24 protein-coding genes and 1 pseudogene are annotated in these 21,225 nt (G+C 38.5%); all 25 read right to left on the bottom strand.

Translation table 11 applies throughout. The annotated features are described in order from the left end of the window. Window positions 1–122: 122 nt before the first annotated feature. Entirely contained in the window at window positions 123–761 is a 639-nt protein-coding gene (locus tag IGI79_RS04785) for a hypothetical protein (RefSeq protein WP_104871363.1), read from the bottom strand. Window positions 762–1,240: 479 nt separating this feature from the next. Beyond that, window positions 1,241–1,960, bottom strand: coding sequence for a YebC/PmpR family DNA-binding transcriptional regulator (locus tag IGI79_RS04780; RefSeq protein ID WP_029594248.1), 720 nt, complete (start codon window positions 1,958–1,960; stop codon window positions 1,241–1,243). A gap of 98 nt (window positions 1,961–2,058) precedes the next feature. After that, window positions 2,059–3,240 carry a nucleotidyltransferase gene (locus IGI79_RS04775; protein WP_438845733.1) on the bottom strand — a complete coding sequence of 394 codons (1,182 nt, stop codon included), beginning with the start codon at window positions 3,238–3,240 and terminating at the stop codon, window positions 2,059–2,061. Between the two features lie 77 nt (window positions 3,241–3,317). Then, window positions 3,318–4,079: a class I SAM-dependent DNA methyltransferase gene (locus IGI79_RS04770; protein ID WP_066025699.1), complete on the bottom strand. Its 762-nt coding sequence runs from the start codon at window positions 4,077–4,079 to the stop codon at window positions 3,318–3,320. A gap of 1 nt (window position 4,080) precedes the next feature. Then, window positions 4,081–4,440 (bottom strand): ribosome silencing factor, encoded by a 360-nt coding sequence (gene rsfS, locus IGI79_RS04765; RefSeq protein ID WP_438846064.1) that lies wholly within the window; start codon window positions 4,438–4,440, stop codon window positions 4,081–4,083. 18 nt (window positions 4,441–4,458) lie between these two features. Further along, window positions 4,459–5,043, bottom strand: a complete 585-nt coding sequence (gene yqeK / locus IGI79_RS04760) for a bis(5'-nucleosyl)-tetraphosphatase (symmetrical) YqeK (RefSeq protein ID WP_023519420.1) — start codon at window positions 5,041–5,043, stop codon at window positions 4,459–4,461. Continuing rightward, window positions 5,033–5,680, bottom strand: a complete 648-nt coding sequence (locus tag IGI79_RS04755; RefSeq protein ID WP_019724119.1) for a nicotinate-nucleotide adenylyltransferase — start codon at window positions 5,678–5,680, stop codon at window positions 5,033–5,035. Before IGI79_RS04755 ends, yqeK begins: the two co-directional genes overlap by 11 nt. Window positions 5,681–5,692: 12 nt before the next feature. Beyond that, the gene (gene yhbY, locus IGI79_RS04750; protein ID WP_019724120.1) at window positions 5,693–6,004 is read right to left on the bottom strand and encodes a ribosome assembly RNA-binding protein YhbY; all 312 of its coding nucleotides are present in this window, start codon (window positions 6,002–6,004) and stop codon (window positions 5,693–5,695) included. A gap of 15 nt (window positions 6,005–6,019) precedes the next feature. After that, window positions 6,020–7,129, bottom strand: coding sequence for a ribosome biogenesis GTPase YqeH (gene yqeH, locus IGI79_RS04745; RefSeq protein WP_019724121.1), 1,110 nt, complete (start codon window positions 7,127–7,129; stop codon window positions 6,020–6,022). Then, window positions 7,126–7,653: a YqeG family HAD IIIA-type phosphatase gene (locus IGI79_RS04740; RefSeq protein ID WP_010735865.1), complete on the bottom strand. Its 528-nt coding sequence runs from the start codon at window positions 7,651–7,653 to the stop codon at window positions 7,126–7,128. Before IGI79_RS04740 ends, yqeH begins: the two co-directional genes overlap by 4 nt. A 315-nt stretch (window positions 7,654–7,968) precedes the next feature. Continuing rightward, the gene (locus tag IGI79_RS04735; protein WP_438845732.1) at window positions 7,969–8,703 is read right to left on the bottom strand and encodes an amino acid ABC transporter ATP-binding protein; all 735 of its coding nucleotides are present in this window, start codon (window positions 8,701–8,703) and stop codon (window positions 7,969–7,971) included. Window positions 8,704–8,716: 13 nt separating this feature from the next. Beyond that, window positions 8,717–9,406, bottom strand: a complete 690-nt coding sequence (locus tag IGI79_RS04730) for an amino acid ABC transporter permease (protein ID WP_438845731.1) — start codon at window positions 9,404–9,406, stop codon at window positions 8,717–8,719. An 11-nt stretch (window positions 9,407–9,417) separates the two neighbouring features. Beyond that, window positions 9,418–10,236, bottom strand: a complete 819-nt coding sequence (locus IGI79_RS04725) for a transporter substrate-binding domain-containing protein (RefSeq protein WP_438845730.1) — start codon at window positions 10,234–10,236, stop codon at window positions 9,418–9,420. Between the two features lie 329 nt (window positions 10,237–10,565). After that, window positions 10,566–11,422, bottom strand: a pseudogene (locus IGI79_RS04720) (nucleotidyl transferase AbiEii/AbiGii toxin family protein). A 12-nt stretch (window positions 11,423–11,434) separates the two neighbouring features. Beyond that, a complete protein-coding gene (locus IGI79_RS04715) occupies window positions 11,435–12,028 on the bottom strand; it encodes a type IV toxin-antitoxin system AbiEi family antitoxin domain-containing protein (protein ID WP_066025696.1) in 594 nt (197 codons plus the stop codon). Window positions 12,029–12,496: 468 nt separating this feature from the next. Beyond that, a complete protein-coding gene (locus IGI79_RS04710; protein WP_438845729.1) occupies window positions 12,497–13,000 on the bottom strand; it encodes a hypothetical protein in 504 nt (167 codons plus the stop codon). A gap of 289 nt (window positions 13,001–13,289) precedes the next feature. Next, window positions 13,290–14,168, bottom strand: a complete 879-nt coding sequence (locus tag IGI79_RS04705; protein ID WP_019723304.1) for a nucleotidyl transferase AbiEii/AbiGii toxin family protein — start codon at window positions 14,166–14,168, stop codon at window positions 13,290–13,292. Window positions 14,169–14,188: 20 nt separating this feature from the next. After that, window positions 14,189–15,046, bottom strand: coding sequence for a type IV toxin-antitoxin system AbiEi family antitoxin domain-containing protein (locus tag IGI79_RS04700; protein ID WP_438845728.1), 858 nt, complete (start codon window positions 15,044–15,046; stop codon window positions 14,189–14,191). A gap of 234 nt (window positions 15,047–15,280) precedes the next feature. Beyond that, complete coding sequence (locus tag IGI79_RS04695) at window positions 15,281–16,066, bottom strand: acetyl-CoA carboxylase carboxyl transferase subunit alpha (protein ID WP_010735869.1); 786 nt, start codon at window positions 16,064–16,066, stop codon at window positions 15,281–15,283. Continuing rightward, the gene (gene accD / locus IGI79_RS04690; RefSeq protein WP_019723306.1) at window positions 16,059–16,928 is read right to left on the bottom strand and encodes an acetyl-CoA carboxylase, carboxyltransferase subunit beta; all 870 of its coding nucleotides are present in this window, start codon (window positions 16,926–16,928) and stop codon (window positions 16,059–16,061) included. The genes IGI79_RS04695 and accD overlap by 8 nt, the downstream gene beginning before the upstream one ends. Window position 16,929: 1 nt before the next feature. Continuing rightward, complete coding sequence (locus tag IGI79_RS04685; RefSeq protein ID WP_108145803.1) at window positions 16,930–18,309, bottom strand: acetyl-CoA carboxylase biotin carboxylase subunit; 1,380 nt, start codon at window positions 18,307–18,309, stop codon at window positions 16,930–16,932. Window positions 18,310–18,316: 7 nt separating this feature from the next. Further along, window positions 18,317–18,736, bottom strand: a complete 420-nt coding sequence (gene fabZ / locus IGI79_RS04680) for a 3-hydroxyacyl-ACP dehydratase FabZ (protein ID WP_010735872.1) — start codon at window positions 18,734–18,736, stop codon at window positions 18,317–18,319. A gap of 19 nt (window positions 18,737–18,755) precedes the next feature. Next, window positions 18,756–19,235, bottom strand: coding sequence for an acetyl-CoA carboxylase biotin carboxyl carrier protein (gene accB / locus IGI79_RS04675; protein ID WP_317742961.1), 480 nt, complete (start codon window positions 19,233–19,235; stop codon window positions 18,756–18,758). 2 nt (window positions 19,236–19,237) lie between these two features. Then, window positions 19,238–20,473: a beta-ketoacyl-ACP synthase II gene (gene fabF / locus IGI79_RS04670; RefSeq protein WP_438845727.1), complete on the bottom strand. Its 1,236-nt coding sequence runs from the start codon at window positions 20,471–20,473 to the stop codon at window positions 19,238–19,240. A gap of 12 nt (window positions 20,474–20,485) precedes the next feature. After that, complete coding sequence (gene fabG / locus IGI79_RS04665; protein ID WP_010735875.1) at window positions 20,486–21,223, bottom strand: 3-oxoacyl-[acyl-carrier-protein] reductase; 738 nt, start codon at window positions 21,221–21,223, stop codon at window positions 20,486–20,488. Between the last annotated feature and the right edge of the window lie 2 nt (window positions 21,224–21,225).

Genomic DNA, 21,225 nt, shown 5'->3' with positions numbered 1-21,225 from the left:
AAGTAACCTCTTCAAAAAATAAGGCGCCAGCCACAAAAATTGAAAAAACAATTTTCGTGGCTGGCGCCTTATTTCTCGAGGCTAAACACTTCTATTCCTGCCTCTTTTTATTCATCTATCAGTCACAACATCAAGTCTGTGTTTGGGTATTTCAAACGAACAAGCGAGACGATCATTCGCAATTCTTCGATATTTTCAGGATATTCTGGGTCAAACACTTTACTATGGCGACCAATCCCTCCATTATCGATCAGACGATAAATACGATTCCAATCCATGAATTGCTCGACTGTTTGGAAATTACTGATCGGGTAACCGCCACTGTCCAATATTTCTGATACACGAAAAGCCAAATAAGCTGTATCAATGACTTTTTCTTTTCTCGTATCTACTTTTTGACTTGTTTCAATCAATATCTTTTCTGGTTGATGCTTCAGACTCCAGTCCAATAATAAAAAGAAAGCTTCCATCCGATAATCTTCTTCAAACAACTGAAATGCTGAGTCAGAACGTCGAAAAAGCAATGGAATCAAATATTTTTTTTTATAGATCAGCATGGGCGCGCGATCAACCATACATTCTAGATAACGATTCAAATAGCCTGTGCCTATATAGTTTCCTAAACGATAGCCTTCTACCCCATAAGGTGCATATTTTTGTGCAAGCTTTGAGCAATCGGTGATATTGACTGCCAACTCTTCTACTTTTTGGTAACCGCTTAGAATACGTTCGAAAGGCTCTAGATTTATTTTTGCTTCCATTATTCTTTCCCCGCCTACATCAAATTACTATTCGTTTACTCACGATACTTTAATAATAACACAGGTTGAAATAGAAATGATAATAAATCACAAAAAAACTGTAACAAATAACACAGGATTTTTAATTTAACTACTCTGTATTTATTCTCTTTCTTTCATATCGTATGACTATACTTCTTTTTTAGCCTCACCGATATTTTCTCTTATCCGAAAATATCGTATAAATAAAAGTACGAAAGCAAAACATGACATTGGCTTTTTAAACAGGATAACAGCTATTTGTTTTTTAGGAAAATAAAAAAGTATCTGGACATTCATCCTCTCGTAACACTTAAAACTGAACAAACGGCGGGAACAGAAGTATCTCTTCACAAATAAGGCGCCAGCCACAAAAATTTGAAAAACAATTTTCGTGGCTGGCGCCTTATTTCTCGAGGTTAAACACTTCTGTTCCGACCTCTTTTATCCGCTTTATTCGATTAATCTTCTAAGGCAACATTATGGAAGACATGTTGGACATCTTCTAGATCTTCTAATACATCGATCATTTTTTCGAATTGTTCCAAGTCTTCGCCAGTCAATGTCACTTCATTTTGAGGGATCATTTGGATCTCCGCAATTGAAAAGTCAGTGATGCCTTTTTCTTTTAGTGCTTCTTGAATACTGTGGAAATCTGGCACTTCTCCGTAAACGATGATTTGGCCATCTTCTTCCATGACATCACGTACATCGATGTCCTTTTCCATCAAGTATTCTAAGATCTCATCTGCATCTTCACCGGCAAAACCAAAAATCGCGGTATTGTCGAACATATAAGATACTGCCCCAGAGACACCCATATTTCCGCCGTTTTTACCGAATGCTGCACGTACATCAGCGGCTGTGCGGTTTACATTGTTGGTCAATGTGTCTACGATCACCATTGAGCCATTTGGTCCAAATCCTTCATAGCGCAATTCAGAGTATGTTTCATCCCCAGAACCTTTTGCTTTTTCAATTGCTCGGTCGATGATATGTTTTGGTACATTGTAAGTTTTAGCGCGCTCAATGACGAAACGTAGTTTTTGGTTAGCGTGTGGGTCAGGATCACCTGATTTTGCTGCTGCATAGATTTCAATTCCGAACTTCGCATAAACTCGGCTGTTGTTTGCATCTTTAGCTGTTTTTTTAGCTACGATATTGGCCCATTTACGTCCCATAGTTTCACTTCGCTTTCTGATTTGATATAGGATAGATTCTTTTTGATTCGTGCGGGAACACACAAAACGTCCTGTTTCATTATACTTGTGAATCAGGTTTATGTGAAGCTTTTTTTCTCTTCGATCGTTTCGATAAAGACTGGTTTTCGCCCAAATACTTGTTCTGCTACTTCGCCACCTAAGCGATAGATTTGATCACTGCGAACGAGTAGTTTTGCTATTTGCGCTTCTTTTTTGCCGATTCTTGCAAAAAGGGCTAAGGCTTTTTTATTTTTGAGACACGCTCTACCTGCTGCAGTAAAGCCCAACACATGGATGTATTCTTGCAATTGTTGCTCTCTCATCTCTTCTTTTTGGATATTCAATAACACATAGCAAGACAAGCGCTGGATCCTCGTCCACGTATAGCGTTTTGTTTTGACTTGTTCGACAAACTCGTAAAATGTATTAGCTGTCTTGGCCGCTTCCAACATCCTGATCTCTAGTCCTTCCGTCATCTGGTAGATTTTTTGCAAAGAGTCGACGGTAGAAGAAAGAAGACGATATTTTAACAAAGGCCAATAAGATGTCCAAGTTTGCAAACTTTCTGTCTTTAAAAATCTCTCTGTCTCTGAGGGAACTGTTGCAGAAATCGATCGATTTTCCGTTAATGCTTTGCGGATCGCTGTGGCGCTGGCAATTGTTTCTTTTGGTAATTCTTCATCATGATAACCAGCCCCTTTACGGTTGATCGGAACTAGTTCCATTGGATGTTCATAGGTAGCATTTTCTTTTGCATAGCTCAGCCCTAGAATATGATTAGGCGAGGAAAAATCAAGTGAGATTTCTGGGTAGACGTGCTTGAATACCTGTGTCATCTTTTGCGGATAACTCATTGTCTGATCGGGAAACTCTTGAAATACTTTGGTGATTTGATCCTGATGGTGCAAAACAAATTGACCAAATGCTTGATAATCGAAGGTCGCTTCATCTTCTGTTCCAAAACATAAATAGTCACAGTTTAATTTTTGCAACAGTTGAACTGCTCCTTTAGCAAAATAATCAGCAGATTGTACTGCCCACTCGATTGGTAATTCAACTACGAGATCCACTCCGTTTTGCAAGGCTACTTCTGCACGTTGCCACTTATCTAAAATCGCCGGTTCACCTCGCTGCAAAAAATTGCCACTCATCACCGCAATCACTACGTCGGCACCGGTTCGTTCCCGTGCTTGCTGGACATGATAAAGATGACCATTGTGAAAGGGATTATATTCAACAATGATGCCACATACTTTCATTCGCTTTTCTCCTTTCGCCTAGTAAAAAAGAAGAGACTAAGCTTTGTGATCCAGCCGTCTCTCCTTTTTATTGTTTGCTACAGTTCGTCGATTTCGCCTTCTTCTTTCTGGGCGACAAAAAACCAACGTCTGGATTCTTCGTTAGGTGTTTCGTCTGTAAAATCAGCGAATACTTCTACTTTAGCAAATCCGCTATTCTCTAACATCCGCAAGTAGTTTTCTAGTGGATACGTACGTTCTTGATGTAATTCATCTTCACGTGTGAACGTACCGTCTTTTTCTTGTGATTCGACAAAGAATGTCAAATAATGTTCAATGCTATGTTTTTCTTTCCCCGTATAACTATCCCAAAGAAAGGCAAAATCGTCTCCTTGGTAATGATAACTATACTCCGGAAATACTTGATCGATTTGATAAACGGAATGGACATCAAACAAGAAACGGCCATTTTCTTCCAATGCCTGATAGACTTCATCGAATACTTGTTGTACTTCTTGATCGTTTTGCATATAGCACAAAGAATCTGAGAAACAAGTGATGGCTTGATATTGCCCACTCTCTGATAGATCTAACATATTCCCTTCAACAAATTGTACCGTTGCTTCTTCTTCATAGGCACGTTGACTGGCGATCATCAGCATTTCTTCTGATAGATCCAAACCAGTTACATTGTAGCCGTCTTTGGCAAAAGCCACAGCTAATGCGCCTGTACCACAAGCTAGTTCAAGGATGTTTTTAGTTGTTTCAGGCAAATGGCGTTTAGAAAATGCGAGCCATTGTTCATAAAGCCCGTCATCCATGACTTCATCGTAAATAAAGGCAAATGTTTCGTAGGCCATGTTAATCCAACCATTCAGTCAAATCGACAAGTGGCGCATCTGACCATAACTTCTCTAAATTATAAAACCCACGTTCTGGGGCATGGAATACATGGATGATCAAATCACCTAGATCGATCAGAATCCATTTGCCGCCTTCTTTTCCTTCTACGCGTTTTACTTCGTATTTGCTTTCTTCTTCTTTTTCAATGATTTCTTCCACGATGGCATTGATCTGACGTTCACTGTTTGCTGAACAGATCATAAAGTAGTCAGCTAATAGCGACACTTTACGGACGTCTAAAGCTAAAATATCTTCTGCACGTTTTGAATCTGCTGCTTGGACAGCGATTTTTAATTGTTCTTTACTATTGATGATGATTTCCTCCTAATGGGTCAGCTATTTTGCCACCCAATGATTATATGTTTCAATTGTTTTTGGATAAATTTTGCTTTCTTGCGCAATCAAATGTGCTAAGGTATGTTTGGTTTCGAATGCAACTGCTTCATCTAAATCGATCATGGCAATCTCACGGGCTTCTTTGACACCTGGAAAAGAACGTCCTGGTTCGATATAGTCAGCCACATAGATGACTTTATCGAGTAAGGACATCTCAGCAGCTCCTGTCGTATGGAGACGGATTGCTTGTAAGATCTCCTCATCAGTGATGCCTAATTCTCGTTCAACAAATGATGCACCGACTAATCCGTGCCAAATTGCATTTCCATAAGCTAATAACTCTGGGTCAAGTTGCTCACGTTCGATGAATAAGATAAACTCATCGTCTGGTCGTTCTTTCGCATAATCATGTGTCAATGCGGCGATACTCGCTTTTTCTGGCGAGCAACCATACCTTTCAGCAAGTGCAACAGCTGTTTGTTCTACACCCAAGACATGTTTGAAGCGTTGTTCACTCATTCTCATTTGGACTTTTTGCATCAAGATTTCTCGAGTATAGGCCGTATAATCTGTACTATAATTCATGTTGATACAATCCTTCTTTCTGAATATAATCCAAGACTTTATCTGGGACCAAATAACGGACGGAACAACCTTGTTGAATTTTTTGGCGAATCTTTGTCGAACTTAGATCAATTTCAGGGACATCGACCCAGATCACAGGATACGGGGTTTCCACTTGATACCCACGTCGATGGATGCCGACAAAGTGGACCATTGTCAATAACTCGTCGATTTTGTACCACTTTGGTAAATATTCGACCATATCACCGCCGATGATAAAATAGTAGTCCGTATCAGGATTATTTTGAGTCAAAGCCTTCATCGTGTCATACGTATAGCTTTTGCCACCTCGTTCGATTTCAATCGTTTCAATCGTTAGAAAAGGATTGTCTTCGATCGCAAGTTCCAGCATGTTTAAGCGATGTTCTGCCGGTATAGTTGGCTTTTCATCCACATGAGGTGGTTGATAGGAAGGCATTAAACAGACATGGTCTAGTCCTAAATTCTGTCCTGCTTGTTCTGCCATCACTAGATGGGCTAGATGCACAGGATTGAAAGTTCCGCCCAAGATCCCCACCTGTTTTCTTTTCTCATAAAGATGGGGCATTTCCTTTGGAAATACTTGAGGTCGAACAAAGGATTTCGCTTGCGATTTCATCTTCGTCACTCCTTAGATTGCATGTACTTCTTTAGATATCCGTTGGTATTTCTCTTTAGATGATGCTTTGTATAAAACAAGCACGCGCCCGATGATCTGAACCACTTCACATGCGATGGCTTGTTCTAATACTTGTGCCACATCTTCTGCGATCTCATCTGTATTTTGCAACAATGATACTTTGATCAATTCTCTTTTTTCAAGTGCTTCTTCGATTTGGACGATCATTGCTTCATTGATCCCACCTTTACCGATTTGGAAGATCGGTTGAAGATGGTGTGCCTGACTACGTAAAAATCGTTTTTGCTTTCCTCTTAAACTCATGTTTTTCCTTCTTTCTTAAATCAGTGCTTTTCTTCTTAACACATGTACCCCTTTTGGCGCCCAGCCTGCGATGACTGCTGGTTCCGTTACCGTGATCCAGCCTAGTCCTGCAAAGACGATATCTGTCTTTTCTTTTACAGAAAACTCAAAGCGAACAAGTTCAGGGAATTCACTGACTTCATTCGGACGTGGTGGTTGCAATAAGCCGCCTACATGTTTTTCATAAAAAGCATCGGCTTTTTCTAATTTTGTCCGATGTAAATTGACATCATTTGATACATAAGCAATAAATGAACCTCGTTTGCCACTGATAAAGTCGAATCGAGCTAATCCTCCAAGGAAAAGCGTTTGACCTTCATTCAGCTGATACACCTTAGGCTTGATTTCCTTCGTCGGTGCGATGATACGTAAGTCTTTTTTGCCTAAATAGTGCGCCATTTGATGGCGATGGATAATTCCTGGTGTATCGATCAAAAATTGGCCATCATCCAATGGGATCTCGATTTTGTCTAACGTTGTTCCTGGGAACTGCGAAGTCGTGATCACTTCTTGGACGCCTGCCGTATTTTTGATGATCTGATTGATCAATGTCGATTTCCCGACATTCGTCACACCAACGATATACACATCTCGACCCTCACGATATTTTTCGATTTTCTCTAGAAGTGTTGTCATTTCAGGTGCTTTTTTTGCGCTTGTCAACAACACCTCGACAGGTCTTAGCCCTGCTTCATGGGCACGCTCATTCATCCATTGGATCATTTTTGATTTTTTTAATGATTTAGGTAAAATATCGACTTTGTTCCCAACCAAAAGAACTGGATTATTGCCGACAAAACGATGTAACCCAGGAATCAGTGAGCCATTGAAATCGAAAATATCCACCACATTGACGATCAATGCGTCTTTTTGACCTAATTCATTTAGTAATCTCAAGAAATCATCATCGGTCAATGATACATCTTGGATCTCATTATAATGTCTCAAACGGAAACAACGCTGACAATAAACATCCCCTGTTGCTAACCCTTTTTCGAGTGCTGCTTTTGGTGTATAGCCTAATTCATCAGGATGTTCAGTTTGGATCATCACGCCACAACCGATACATTGCAATTCTTCGTTCATTCAATGCCACCTCGCCAATCCATATCTGGATGTTTCTTTACTAAATAACTCATGATCTTACGTTCCCAGAACCGATTGAATTTCGTCTTCCAACTATCAGTTTCAATGATTGGTTTAACTAAGACACTACGGATACCGGCACTATTCGCGCCACGAATATCGGTCATGATCTGATCACCAATCATGATGATTTCTTCATCTGCCAGATCCAACATTTTTTTGGCTTTATTGATTCCCACTGGCAAAGGCTTCAACGCTCTTGCAACATAAAGTAGCTCAAATTTTTTAACTGCACGAGCTACGCGTTCTGAGTTGTTGTTAGAAACAACGACTACTGGTATGCCCGCATTTCTCATTTCTAAAATCCAAGTGAACAATTCTTCCGTTCCATCTGGATTATTCCAAGCAATCAGTGTATTATCAAGGTCCGTCAAGACGGCTTTGATCCCTAGTTTTTTCAGTTGTGCAGGGGTAATTTTATAGACGGCTTCTACCATCCATGTAGGTTTATAATTTGAAAACATGTTGTCTCCTCATCTGCAAAAAATGAAGGAGCACGATATGTACTCCTCAACCCCATATTATACTGTAAAATCTAAAAAAAAACTACCTCTATACATTAAACCTTTTAATGGGGGTAATAACAGAAGGAACCAGCTCCAAAAAATAAGCAACCAGCTCATAAAATAGATTCTTCTATTTCTTGAGTTGGTTGCTTATTACTGAAAGAGTTGCTTTTGGAACATCATTCCTACAATTTTAGAAAAACCTAAAGAACTGAAATCACTATCCATAGGTAATGTTGGAAAAGAGCGCCATTTCTTATATCTTATTTTTTACTACAATACTTTGGCCAAAAAATCGATAGTCCGAGGCTGGCTCGTCCGCTCCAGCACCTCACTAGGTGTCCCCTCTTCCACGATCTGTCCTTGATCCATAAAGATGATTCGATCACCCACTTCTTTCGCAAAGCCGATTTCATGAGTCACAATGACCATCGTCATCCCTTCTTGTGCCAATTGCAACATAACCGAGAGTACTTCACCCACCATTTCTGGATCAAGTGCCGAAGTAGGCTCATCGAACAACATGACGTCTGGTTGCATTGCCAACGCTCGGGCAATCGCTATCCGTTGCTGCTGTCCACCTGATAAAGAGTAAGGATAAGCGGTGGCTTTATCTGACAAGCCAACTTTTGCCAATAATTCCAAAGCGATCGCCTCGGCTGCTTTCTTAGGCATTTTTTTCACTTTGATTGGTGATAAGGTGATATTTTCTAATACTGTCATATTGGGAAATAGATTGAACTGTTGAAAAACCATGCCCATTTTTTCTCTTGTTTTAAAAATATCGTGTTGCTTGTGTGTGATATCCGTTCCCTCAAACTCCACCTTACCAGCCGTGGGAGATTCAAGTAGATTCAAACAACGAAGAAACGTACTTTTCCCTGAACCTGAAGGGCCGATGATCACTACGACCTCCCCGGCGGAAATGGTCGTACTAATTCCTTTCAATACTTCTGTTTCTGCAAATGATTTACTTAGCTGTTTGATCGTTACTATTGATTTTTCCATACGACATTCTCTCCTAACGTTGATACCCTTTACCGAGTTTTTTCTCCCAACTACTCAACAACCGCGATGTTACAAAGGTCATGACGAAGTATAACCCTGCGGCAATAAAATAAGGTTCCAATGGGATATAGGAGTTTGAGATAACGATTTGAGCAGATCCCATCAATTCATTGATACCGATCACTGTCAGTAAGGAAGAATCTTTGATCAACGTTACAAATTCATTTCCTAATGGTGGCAGAATATTTCTCAACGCTTGCGGGAAAATGACATAACGCATCGCCTGTACAGGACGTAAGCCTAGTGAATACGAAGCTTCTGTTTGTCCCATATCAACAGCCGCGATTCCCCCACGGATGATTTCAGCAACATACGCCCCAGAGTTCAGTGATAATACGATGATTCCTGGTATCAAACGCCCTAAGTCGATCGTTAAAATACCCACGGACCAATCCACCGCTGGAAAAAAACGCTGCAATAAGATGAATCCGATCATGATCTGCAATAACATCGGTGTTCCTCTTAATAATTCGATATAACTATTAGCTAACCAATTCAAAGGCTTGATTTTTGAGCGCTTCATCAATGCCATAGCTAAGCCGATCATTGTACCAAAGGTGACAGTCAAGATCGAAATGACGATCGTAACGACCGCGCCTGATAGAAAATAAGGTAAGTACTTATCTAAAAACGAAAAATTCACACTGCGTCCCTCTATTCTGTCGCTGTTTGTTCAGCTAGTTCATGATTTTTTTTGATGAATTCATCGATTTTTCCCTCATCACTTAATTTTTTGATGATTTTATTCAACTCTTCTTGTAATTCTGTACTACCTTTTGGTAAGGCAATAGCAAAAGCTTCATCATCTGATTGTTCCAAAGGGATATCTGCAATCATCAAGTTGGGATTTTGAGCGATATAAGCTTCGGCAATCGTTTGTTCAACGACCATGCCATCCAGTGAACCTTGATTGATCTCGACCACCATATTTGGCACTTTATCGATCATGACTACTTTCGCTTCTTTGATTTGTTCATTGATCACTGCTTCTTGGATCGAGCCTTTTTGCGCCCCTAAGCTTTTACCTGCCAAGCGATCAATGCTTGTTAACGTGTCTTCATCTTTTTTATTGATCACGAGAACTTGTGGCGGATTATAGTAATTATCGGTGAAGTCAAATTGTTCCTTCCGTTCTTCCGTCGCTGAAATAGCTGAAATCGCTACATCGGCTTTCCCTTCTTTTAAAGAGGCTAGCACTGTATTGAAACTCATATCTGAAAGCTCCAGTTTCACACCAAGTTCATCTGCAATGGCATTTGCTAAATCAATGTCTGATCCGACGATTTGATCTTTCCCATCGACAATCGTATGAAATTCAAACGGCGCATAATCAGCAGACGTTGCTACTTTCAATACACCACTTTCCTTGATCGCTGCTAATTGATCATTTGATTCTGCTGCATCCCCATTGCCACAAGCTCCTAATGCGAATGTTGTAACTAAAAATAAAATAATTCCTGAAATCTTTTTCATTGTCTCGCCCCTTATTCATTTTGTTCTGTCATTATAGCATGAAAATTTCAAAAAAAAACTATTTTTTGTATATTTATTTAATTTAATTCGTTTTTATGCTCTTAAAATGAATAATATAAACGAAAAAAGAATATTTATTTTAATGTTTCAAGGAAAGAAATGAAAAAAGCCGAGAACCAAGTCTCAGCTTTTTTTATTTGATTTTCAGTCTATTTTACTTTGTTTCTCAAGGCCAAACACCTCTGTACCAAGCTCATTGGTTCCGCTGATTTACGCTAAATCACACAATTAATATCGTTTGCCATCTTGATTTGTTCAATTCTTGTAAACTATTGTTTTCTTTCTTGATTTTCAATTTTGATTACATTTTGCATTAAATAAGCAACTCCGTTAACTGTATCTGCAAATGAAATAGAATTCGCAAAAGAATTTACCGAGCGATATTTGTCCCATAGTTTTTCCAAATAATCGCTCTCTTTGATCTTTTCCATTTCCCTTTCATAATAAAAAGATAACAGTTTATTGTCTCCACGTTTTGTAAATGTATTTCGGACACTTTTATATAGCTCTTTCATATCAATATTTTCTAGTTTTGGGATGGCAAATAGGTCGTAGTAATCTTTCAATCTCGAATTATCTGTCCCAAAGCTAAATGTAGCACTCAGCTTTTCTGCAATAATCTGTTCTGTTGGATAAGCTGGAATCTCCAGTTTTTATCTTCAAACATCAATTGATGATAATGTATATCTACTTCAGGATAAATAGAATCTCCTGTTGTTACATCCAATTTAAATGGGACACGTATTTTTTCTAAATGAGCTATCAATTTAATTTGAAACCCAGGATAAAAATCAATTTCCCTTGTTTCTTTAATCTCTTGAATAGAGAAAACAATCCCCTCTTTCGTAGGTTTACTAGTTAGCTCATTAAAGATGTTCTTCAATTTTTCTTTAGTTAATTTGCTATTTCTAAATGTCGTATCAATATCAATTGTTGTTCTTCTATCGATTCCATATTTTGAACCCAATAGAAAGCCACCTTTTAAAATAAAGTCATTTTTATACTTCGATTCAGAGATTTGTTCAACTAAGCGATCCATCATAAAATGCCTTTGAACTAACTGTGCATTTAATCCTATACTTTTTGCAAGATTTCTTGTTTTTGCTGTAAATTGTGTAGGGGTCATATTTTCTCTCCATCAATACAAACTCTGCATATGATATTTCATTTCTTTTTCTACATGTAGTTTTGTCATATAATCTCTTAATTTACTTGGGTCTCTCATAGGATCTCTCATGTACTCTTTTAAAGCTTCTAATTTCATTTCGTATTCAATTTCATATCTCGGATTCCAAATATCACAAAGGGTACGTTCCTTATCGTATATAGTAATAGGATTTCCTTGAAAGGAAGTTCCCTCTACTTTCCCTAGCTCGTATACTTCCTTCTTCACAAAATGAAATTGTAACTGTTGCTCTTTTGTAATTGAACGATCCACATTATAGCCATGTGGAAAAGTCAAATGAATGAAGTTCGGCATGTTTGTAGAAAGTTGATATATATCTAATGTCGTTTCATGAGAAAATATTCCTCTGGAAAATCGTTGCTGAAGACAAAATAAATCATCGATTCCATGACCAGTCTCTACATAATACCCACGATCAACTTTCATCAACATTCCTTGATTCACCAATCTTTGTACAGTAGTTGCTGAAATTCCTAATTTTCTAGCTTCCTTCATAGATAAATTTCCATCGCGAATACGCAACAACTCTTTCAACTTAGCTTGCATCTAATCCCCTCACTTACGTTACAAATACACTACATTAAACTTATCATAATAGTGTAATTGTAACAAGGCATTCTTTATGCGGAAAAGAAATGGGAGATTACTGTGTGTAATGAATGTTTCACGAATGTCTGGACAATATAACTTCCTGAAAGCTATACCAAGACGATAAGATACGTTAACATGTTTATGCACACACCAAGAACGCCTTACGCTGTAACTATTTAAAGGGTCTGCTTGAATAGTTAAGTGCCAATATCCAAGCACTAAAAAGAAATGCCTATGGTTTCAACAGCTTTTAAAATTTCAAATCAAGAATCCTGATTTGGTACAGAAAAATATTTTTAATCAATTAAAAGAACAGGGAAAAGATGGTGCCCCCTTCTTTCTGTTCAAATTATTCTGAAATTCCTCTTCTTCAAAAATCATTTTGCAAGAAGAGGAATTTTTTTAGGCTACTCCTTTACTCAACTATTCCTCATCCCCTGACACAAAACTATATTCAATCTTATGTATGTCAGCTAAGCGATTCCCCGTTTCATCTATCCAAGATAATTCTTTTCGATAATCCTTTCCGACTAATGTTGTCGTTTTCTTCTCCTGATTGACTTCGAGTGTTACATGTTCGATTTCTTTAACAAATGTTTGAAAAAGTTCATTCGTTTTTAGGTCTTGTTCTGCGGATGTAAAATCTGGTGTCAGCAAACTTTTGATTTCTTGTTCTTCACTGCTTGATAGTTTTAAACCTGCGGGATCTTGATCAAGGTTTTGTGCCAGTTGGATTTCTTTCATGATTTCTAAATTTCCCTCTTTAAGAGTATAACTTCCTCTGTTTTGTAGCGTCCCAGCATTCGTCACTTGAACGATCTCGGCGTTTTTTAATTGAGATTCAGCCGTTTTAGAGCAACCAACCAAAAATAGCATTACCGAAAGCAACAATCCATAAAAAAGAACATTTAACAACTTATTAAACACAAGATCAACTCCTTTTTAACAAGGATATCATATTTATTAAAAATAACATAAAACATTTTGTATTTCGGTTATTAATACAGAACTGACTATAATGAGATTGTAAAAAATAAAAAAGGGAAGGCGTAATACAAAAAAGTTATTTTTTGGGTATTACTTTTTTTAACGTATTGTTAATTAGCTATTTGACGTTAGGATAAATTAAAACACGTAGAACCACAGTAGCTTTCTTTTAAATGGTATATTTGATTATGTAATAACCTAGTAGCTTTTGTTTTTATTCTATATCCTATCATTCTAAGTACACTTTATGTAATTTTTCTAAATACTCTTTGAATTGCCTGAGAATTGTTTTAAATTTTAGGTGTTTAGCATACTCTCTGTCTTTAATGTAATTCTTCCAATAAATATCATTCATTTTTTCATTTACAATTATTTCGTCAACTATAAAAAGCCAATCCTCAAACCGTTCTTTATCAATAGGCAGTTCCTTATGACGAAACAGCCATGTATTCTCAAAAGCCTCATAACATTTAGTAACACTCGGTTTATATTGATAATTTAAGATTAAATGTATATCGTAAAAATCTTTCATTCTGGAGTTTTTTGTTCCTAAATCCAATATTATTTCTGTTTTTTCAGCAAGAATAGTCTCAATTGGATAAGCCTGCAAAGTAATTGATTTACGTTCTCCCTTTTTCTCATTGAAAAGTAGTGGTATATCTATAACTTCTGCTTTAGGAGTTATAGTGTCACCAACACCTAAGTCTAGATCAAACTGAACGATTGATTTTTCTTCTAAAAAGTTCATCTTGAATTTGGCTCGAAAACCTTCATATTTACGCTGTTGCTGGGAAGCCATCAAACTGATCAACTTAAATTGTACTCCATCATCTAGATCAATACTAACAATATTTTCGAGTACTCTAGTTATATTCATTTTATCTACTGATATTTCTTTTATTAACGTATCCAAATCTCTTGTTGTTCTTTGCTCTACTTTAAAAATAGCTCCCAATAAAAAGCCACCCTTAATGATAAAGTTATCCTTATAATTACTTTCTTGCAATCTAGATAAAAATCGTTCAGTTGCGTATCTTATTCTGTATTCTTCAAAACTTATTCCTAAATTTTTAGTCTTTATGATGTCTTTTAGTCTGTTTGAATTCATCAGTCAGTACACCCTTCTTATTATAATTGCAACTCCCACAAATACTTGTCTAGCTCCTTCAATACACCTTGTTTGTACGCTATTCTTCTTAATCTGTTACTATCTCGAGAATATAAATCATAATATCTTCTAAGAGCTTCATTTTTAACCTCTTCTTCAATATTAGATTTAGGAGTCAATATATCTGCTATAGTTCTCTCTGCAGATGTGACTCTAACAAGATTATTCTTCATTGTTTTTTTTAAAACGATCTGGCTACTTTCTATTGGATTATTTTTCGTTACGAATATGGGATCATTTTCATAATAACTCAGAACAAGAGCTTTATTATTATTGTATACTCCTTTATCAATCTTAATGTATTGATTTGAATTTTTTTCTAATTGAGAGAGTTTGTAATCCTTTGGCAAACTAATAATGGTTTTTTTCGGAATCACATCACTCAAATCTAGCATATACAAAGCCGATTCATGTGAAATAACCGCTTTAGAATATTGAGATTGAAATAAGAACGGTGCGTCTAGGCTTTTATGAGGAAAAATATAAATCCCACTGGATATTTCTTGTAAATCATACTTATGAATAAATTTATTTAAATAATAGTTACTAATATCTGCTCTATTCATTATTTTTCTCACTATGTTACCATTATATTTTTTGGCTTGAATAAGGAATAAAAATTCCTTCGATTCTATATCTGGTAACCTAGAATCTAGTAAATAATCTTTTAATTTATTAGTAAAAAAAGGTTCACTTAAAAACTCAATAGCTTGTGATAACTGATCAAAATCTAGACTATTGATCATCTCATTAACCTTATATTTTTTTTCTTCAACACTTTTATCATTTTCTAAAAAGTCATCTAAATTAGAATACATCCTCTAACCTCCCTTACAACTAATTATTTTACCATTTAACTCGTAATTTAAGTATAAAAACAAGTTATTTACCTAAAAAAATACATTTATCCTAATTTATTTTTCATTTTAACTAGTAAACCATCCAAATGAACACGTTAAATATATAAATCATAATCCAATATTTATCCCTTTATAGGATAAATCAGAAAAAACTGTAGAGGCAATTCTCTACAGTTTAAATCAAAAATCTTTTTAATATTTACGAAAACGTTGGTAGCGTTGTTCAATCAATTCTTCGGTTGGTTTCTGACAGAGTTCGGTCAGTTTTTCGATCAATGCTTTTTGCATCATACGCGCAACTTTTTCTTTGCCTAAAGGCTCTCCATTGAATGTTTCTGGGATCACTCGATCGATGACGTCTAACTCTAATAATTCACCAGCGGCAACTTTCATCAATTCAGCGGCTTCGGCTGCTCGGCTGCCGTCTTTCCAAAGAATGGAAGCAAAGCCTTCTGGTGATAAAACAGCATAGATCGTTTGTTCCAACATCCAGACTTCATCGGCTAATGCCAAGGCTAATGCCCCGCCACTACCGCCTTCACCAATAATGATACTGATGATCGGTACCTTCAAATCAGACATTTCCAATAGATTACGGGCAATCGCTTCCCCTTCGCCACGTTCTTCTGCACCGATCCCACAATAGGCACCTGCAGTGTTGATCAACGTGATGACCGGACGATTGAATTTTTCTGCTTGTTTCATTAAACGCAGTGCTTTACGGTAACCTTCTGGATGAGGTGAACCAAAATTCCGGCGAATATTTTCTTGCAAGTCACGGCCTTTTTGGATGCCAATGACGGTCACAGGTTTTCCGGCTAGTTTTGCCACACCTCCGACAATCGCTTCATCATCACCAAATAAGCGATCACCATGAAACTCTTGGAAGCCTTCAAAAATCGTTTCAAAAAAATCAAGACTTGTCCAACGATCTTTTGCCCGCGCCAGTTGGACGATATCATGAGCAGTTTTATTCATGGTTGATCCATCCTTTCTGCGTATGCAATTCTAATAATTGATGGATCGTGTCCTTGAGTTCTTTTCTTGGAACGATTTGATCCACAAAGCCATGTTCCAGTAAAAATTCTGCTTTTTGGAAATCTTCTGGTAGTTCTTGTTTGATCGTTTGTTCGATCACTCGGCGGCCAGCAAAGCCGATCAAACTTTGTGGTTCAGCTAAGATGATGTCCCCTTCCATCGCAAAGCTGGCGGTAACGCCACCTGTCGTTGGATCTGTTAAGACCGTCAAATAAAATAGCTGTTTGTTGCTATGACGTTTGACCGCTGCGGAGATTTTGGCCATTTGCATGAGAGAGAAAATTCCTTCTTGCATCCGGGCGCCCCCTGAAGCAGTGAATAATACGACGGGTAATTTTTTACTCGCCGCACGTTCAAACAAACGAGTGATCTTTTCCCCTACGATCGTGCCCATACTTCCCATGATAAAATTAGGGTCCATGACACCAATAGCAAAAGGAATGCCTTCAATAGTCGCTTGACCAGTTAGAACTGCTTCATGTAAGCCAGTCTTTTCTTGCATCTTGCCGATCTTTTCTTGATAATCAGGGAAATCAAGAGGATCTTTTGTGACGAGATCCGTATCCCATTCCTCTAAACTTTTCTCATCAATGATCAACGCTAATCGCTGCCATGCGCCGATCCTAAAGTTATAACTACAGTGTGGACATACTTTTTCTTCCCCGATATCTTTTGTGTAGATGATATGTTTACAATTTGGGCATTTCGCCCACATATTGTCAGGGACCGATGGTGCATTCGTTGGCTTGATTTCTCGATTAGGATTGATTCGAATGTATTTTTTCTTTTTGAATAAAGCCATCTTATTCGTCTCCTATCTCCGTCTCGGGAATCCAGTTTGGTAAAAACTCTTCTTGTAAGAATGCGGTACTGTAATCACCAGCAATCACTGCAGGGTGACTGATCAGATCCATTTGGAATTCAGCATTCGTGATCACGCCATCTGTCACGATCTCGCTCAATGCCCGTTGCATTTTCATCAACGCATCGAAACGTGTATCGCCATGTACGATGACCTTAGCAATCATTGAATCATAATAAGGCGGAATCGTGTAACCTGAATAAACCGCACTATCGACCCTTAATCCCATACCACCAGCTGGTAGCAACAAATTCTTGATTTTGCCTGGTGAAGGAGCGAAATGAAATGCTGGATTTTCTGCATTGATCCGGCATTCGATCGCATGCCCTTGGAAAATGATGTCTTCTTGTCGGATCTCTAGTGGTCGTCCGGCCGCAACCTCGATTTGTTTTTTGACAAGATCGATATTTGTGACCATTTCTGTTACTGGATGTTCAACTTGGATGCGGGTGTTCATTTCCATAAAATAAAAATCACCGGATTCATCCATTAAAAATTCGATTGTTCCTGCATTTTCATAATTCACTGCCTTTGCTGCTCTGACAGCTGCTGCACCTAAGTGATTTCGTTTTTCCTCAGAGATCACAACAGATGGTGATTCTTCTAAGACTTTTTGATTATTCCGTTGTAAGGAGCAATCACGTTCACCTAGATGCAGAACATGACCAAATTGATCACCTAATATTTGCACTTCAATATGTCTTGCGGGATAAATGATTTTTTCCAAATACATATCATCGTTACCAAAAGCAGCTGCTGCCTCTTGTTGGGCGGATGAAAAATGTTGTGGTAATTCTTCTTTTGACAAGACTTTGCGGATTCCTTTACCGCCACCACCAGCGGCGGCTTTGAGCATCACTGGATAGCCAATTTTTTCTGCCACTTCAAGTGCTTCTTCAACAGTCGATAGCACACCATCACTACCTGGGATCACAGGAACATCTGCTTGTTGCATCAACTGACGTGCGTTGATTTTATTCCCCATATCATCGATCGTTTTGCTTTTAGGTCCAATAAAGACGATATTACATTCTTCACACATCGAAGCAAATCGACTGTTCTCAGATAAGAATCCAAATCCAGGATGGATTGCTTCTGCTTTTGTAACGATGGCTGCACTTAGAACTGCTTGTACATTCAAATAGGAATCTGTTGCTCTTGCAGGACCGATGCAGACGGCTTCGTCTGCTAATTGTGTGTGTAATGCCTCCGCATCCGCTTCAGAATAGACCGCAACGGTTTGGATTCCAAGCTCACGGCAGGCACGAATGATCCGTACGGCTATTTCGCCGCGATTTGCTATCAAGACTTTTGAAAACATAACTCACCTATCCAATCATAAAGGTTAATTCAGCTTCAGCAACTTTTTTGCCGTCCACTTTTGCAATTCCTTTGCCTATTCCTGCAGAAGACTTGATTTTAGTGATTTCCACTTCTAATATCAACGTATCTCCAGGAGTCACTTTTTTACGAAACTTCGCTTTATCTAATCCGCCAAAGTAAGCAGTTTTTCCTTTGAACTGTTCCAATGATAATAGAGCTACTGCTCCTGCTTGGGCCATCGCTTCTACGATCAATACCCCCGGCATCACAGGTTCTTCTGGAAAATGTCCTTGGAAAAAAGGTTCATTGATCGTCACATTTTTTTTAGCAACGATCCGTTCGCCTTCGACGATTTCTTCCACTCGATCAATCAGCAACAGCGGATAGCGATGAGGGATGATTTCTTTGATTTCTTGTATATTCATAGGTCTGGTTCTCCTTGGCTTAATTTGGTTGGATGATAAAGAGTGGTTGTCCGTATTCTACGACTTCTTCATTGTCGATCAAGATCGCAACGATCTCACCATCGACATCACTCGTTACTTCGTTCATCAATTTCATTGCTTCAATGATACAGATCACTTCACCCTTAGCAACTTTATCTCCTACTTTTTTGAATGCTGGTTTGTCAGGAGATGGTTGTAGATAGACGATTCCAACGATTGGTGATTTCACTTCAGTGCCATCAATTGTCGGCGCAACTGCTTCTGGTTGAACAGAATGGCTTTCTTCTTTTGGTAAAGCCGGTACAACTTGTTGAGGTTGTGGTTCAGAAGCACTCGTTGTTGGTACTGTTTGCCCCATTCCCCGACTCATTTCATTTTTATTCATATATAATTCAAATTGTCCGTCTTTCAAGTCAAATTCTGTTAAAGTTGACTGATCAAATTGACTGACTAATTCTTTGATTTCATTGATCTTCAACATTATTCCTCCCAGCGTTTCATACATAGTACAGCATTATGTCCACCAAATCCTAGTGAATTACTCATAGCATAAGACAGTTCAGCTGGTTTACTTTCGTTGATCACAACGTTCAGATCGATTTCAGGATCTTGTTTTTCAACATTGATGTTTGGTGGAATAAACTGATGCTCTAACGCCATCAAAGTGGCAAGCGCCTCAATCCCACCTGCAGCACCTAATAAGTGACCAGTCATTGATTTCGTACTGCTGACATAGGTTTCTTTGAAAGAGTCTCCTAATGCGATTTGGATCGCTTTAGCTTCTGCTTGATCGTTTGCAGGTGTACTTGTTCCGTGTGCGTTGATATAGCCCACTTCTTTTGCATCGATCCCGGCTTCTTCCATCGCCAATTTCATTGCTTTTGACGCACCAGAACCATCTGGTGTTGGAGCTGTCATATGGTAAGCATCACAATTTGAGCCGTAACCCACGACTTCACCATAAATTTTTGCGCCACGAGCTTGTGCATGCTCCAGTGATTCAAGGACTAATACTCCTGCCCCTTCACCCATGACAAAACCATTACGGTCTTCATCAAATGGCATCGAACCACGTTCAGGATCTGTCGATGTTGACAAAGCAGTCAATGCCGCAAATCCCGCGATCCCCATTTCACAGATTGTTGCTTCTGTTCCACCTGCAAGGATGATATCGGAATAACCATGTTTGATGTTGCGGAATGCTTCCCCAATGGCATTCGTTCCACTGGCACAAGCGGTCACGATCGACGTACAAATCCCTTTCGCCCCTACACGCAACGCAATATTACCAGCTGCCATGTTAGCGATCGACATTGGAACGAACATCGGTGATACACGATTTGCTCCTTTGTCGTGCATACGGATGACTTGACTTTCGATGGTTGGTAAACCACCGATCCCCGAGCCAACGATCACGCCAAAACGGTCTTGGTTGATCGCTTCTTTTTCGATCCCACTCATCGTCAATGCTTCCATTGCAGCATAAATGCCGTAGATTGAAAACATATCCATACGTTTGCTATCTTTTTTTACAAAGTATTTATCAAAAGGAAAGTCTTTTACTTCACCTGCTAAAGTGATCCCTGTATCTGTTGCATCAAATTTTGTGATCGGTGCAATGCCATTTGTCCCAGCTTTTAAACTAGCTAAAAAACTATCTGCATCGTTACCGATCGGTGAAGTGACTCCATAACCTGTAATTACTACTCGATTCATAAATTTTCCTCCCTATCCGTGCATGACCAATCCGCCGTCAACATTGATGACTTGACCTGTGATATACGAACTTTTCGCTAAGAACAATGCGGCTTCCGCAATATCTTCCACTTGGCCAAAACGTTGCATTGGAATTTGTTTTTCTGCTTGTTCTCTTACTTTTTCGGATAAAACATCTGTCATATCTGTAGTGACAAATCCCGGAGCAATCACATTACATGTGATTCCTCGTGTAGCAACTTCTCTTGCCACAGATTTAGTAAAACCGACAACTCCTGCTTTACTTGCTGCATAATTGGCTTGACCCAAGTTACCGATCAATCCTGAAACACTTGAAAGATTGATGATCGCGCCTTCTCTTTTTTTCATCATTTTCTTTAACACGTGCTGTGTCATATTGAAAGTTCCTGTTAGATTGATATCCAAACATTTTTTGAAATCATCTGCATCCATGCGTAAGACAAGTTTATCATTCGTAACTCCTGCATTATTGACCAAGATATCGACAGAACCTAACTGCTGTTCTGCTTCTTTGATCATCTCTCCTGCTTTATCATAATCGGAGATATCACCTGAGATCCCTACGCATTCAACCCCATGCGCTTTGATCGCATTGATTTTTTCGGCTGGGATCTCTCCACGACCATTTAAGAAGATGTTTGCCCCTGCTTTGGCAAATGCTAAAGCGATTGCTTCACCAATTCCTCGTGTACTGCCTGTAATAAATACATTTTTTCCAGTTACGTCCATAA

The sequence above is a fragment of the Enterococcus sp. AZ084 genome (assembly GCF_051714905.1).
GTDB lineage: Bacteria > Bacillota > Bacilli > Lactobacillales > Enterococcaceae > Enterococcus_B > Enterococcus_B pernyi.
This window is presented reverse-complemented; position numbering and strand designations above follow the sequence as displayed.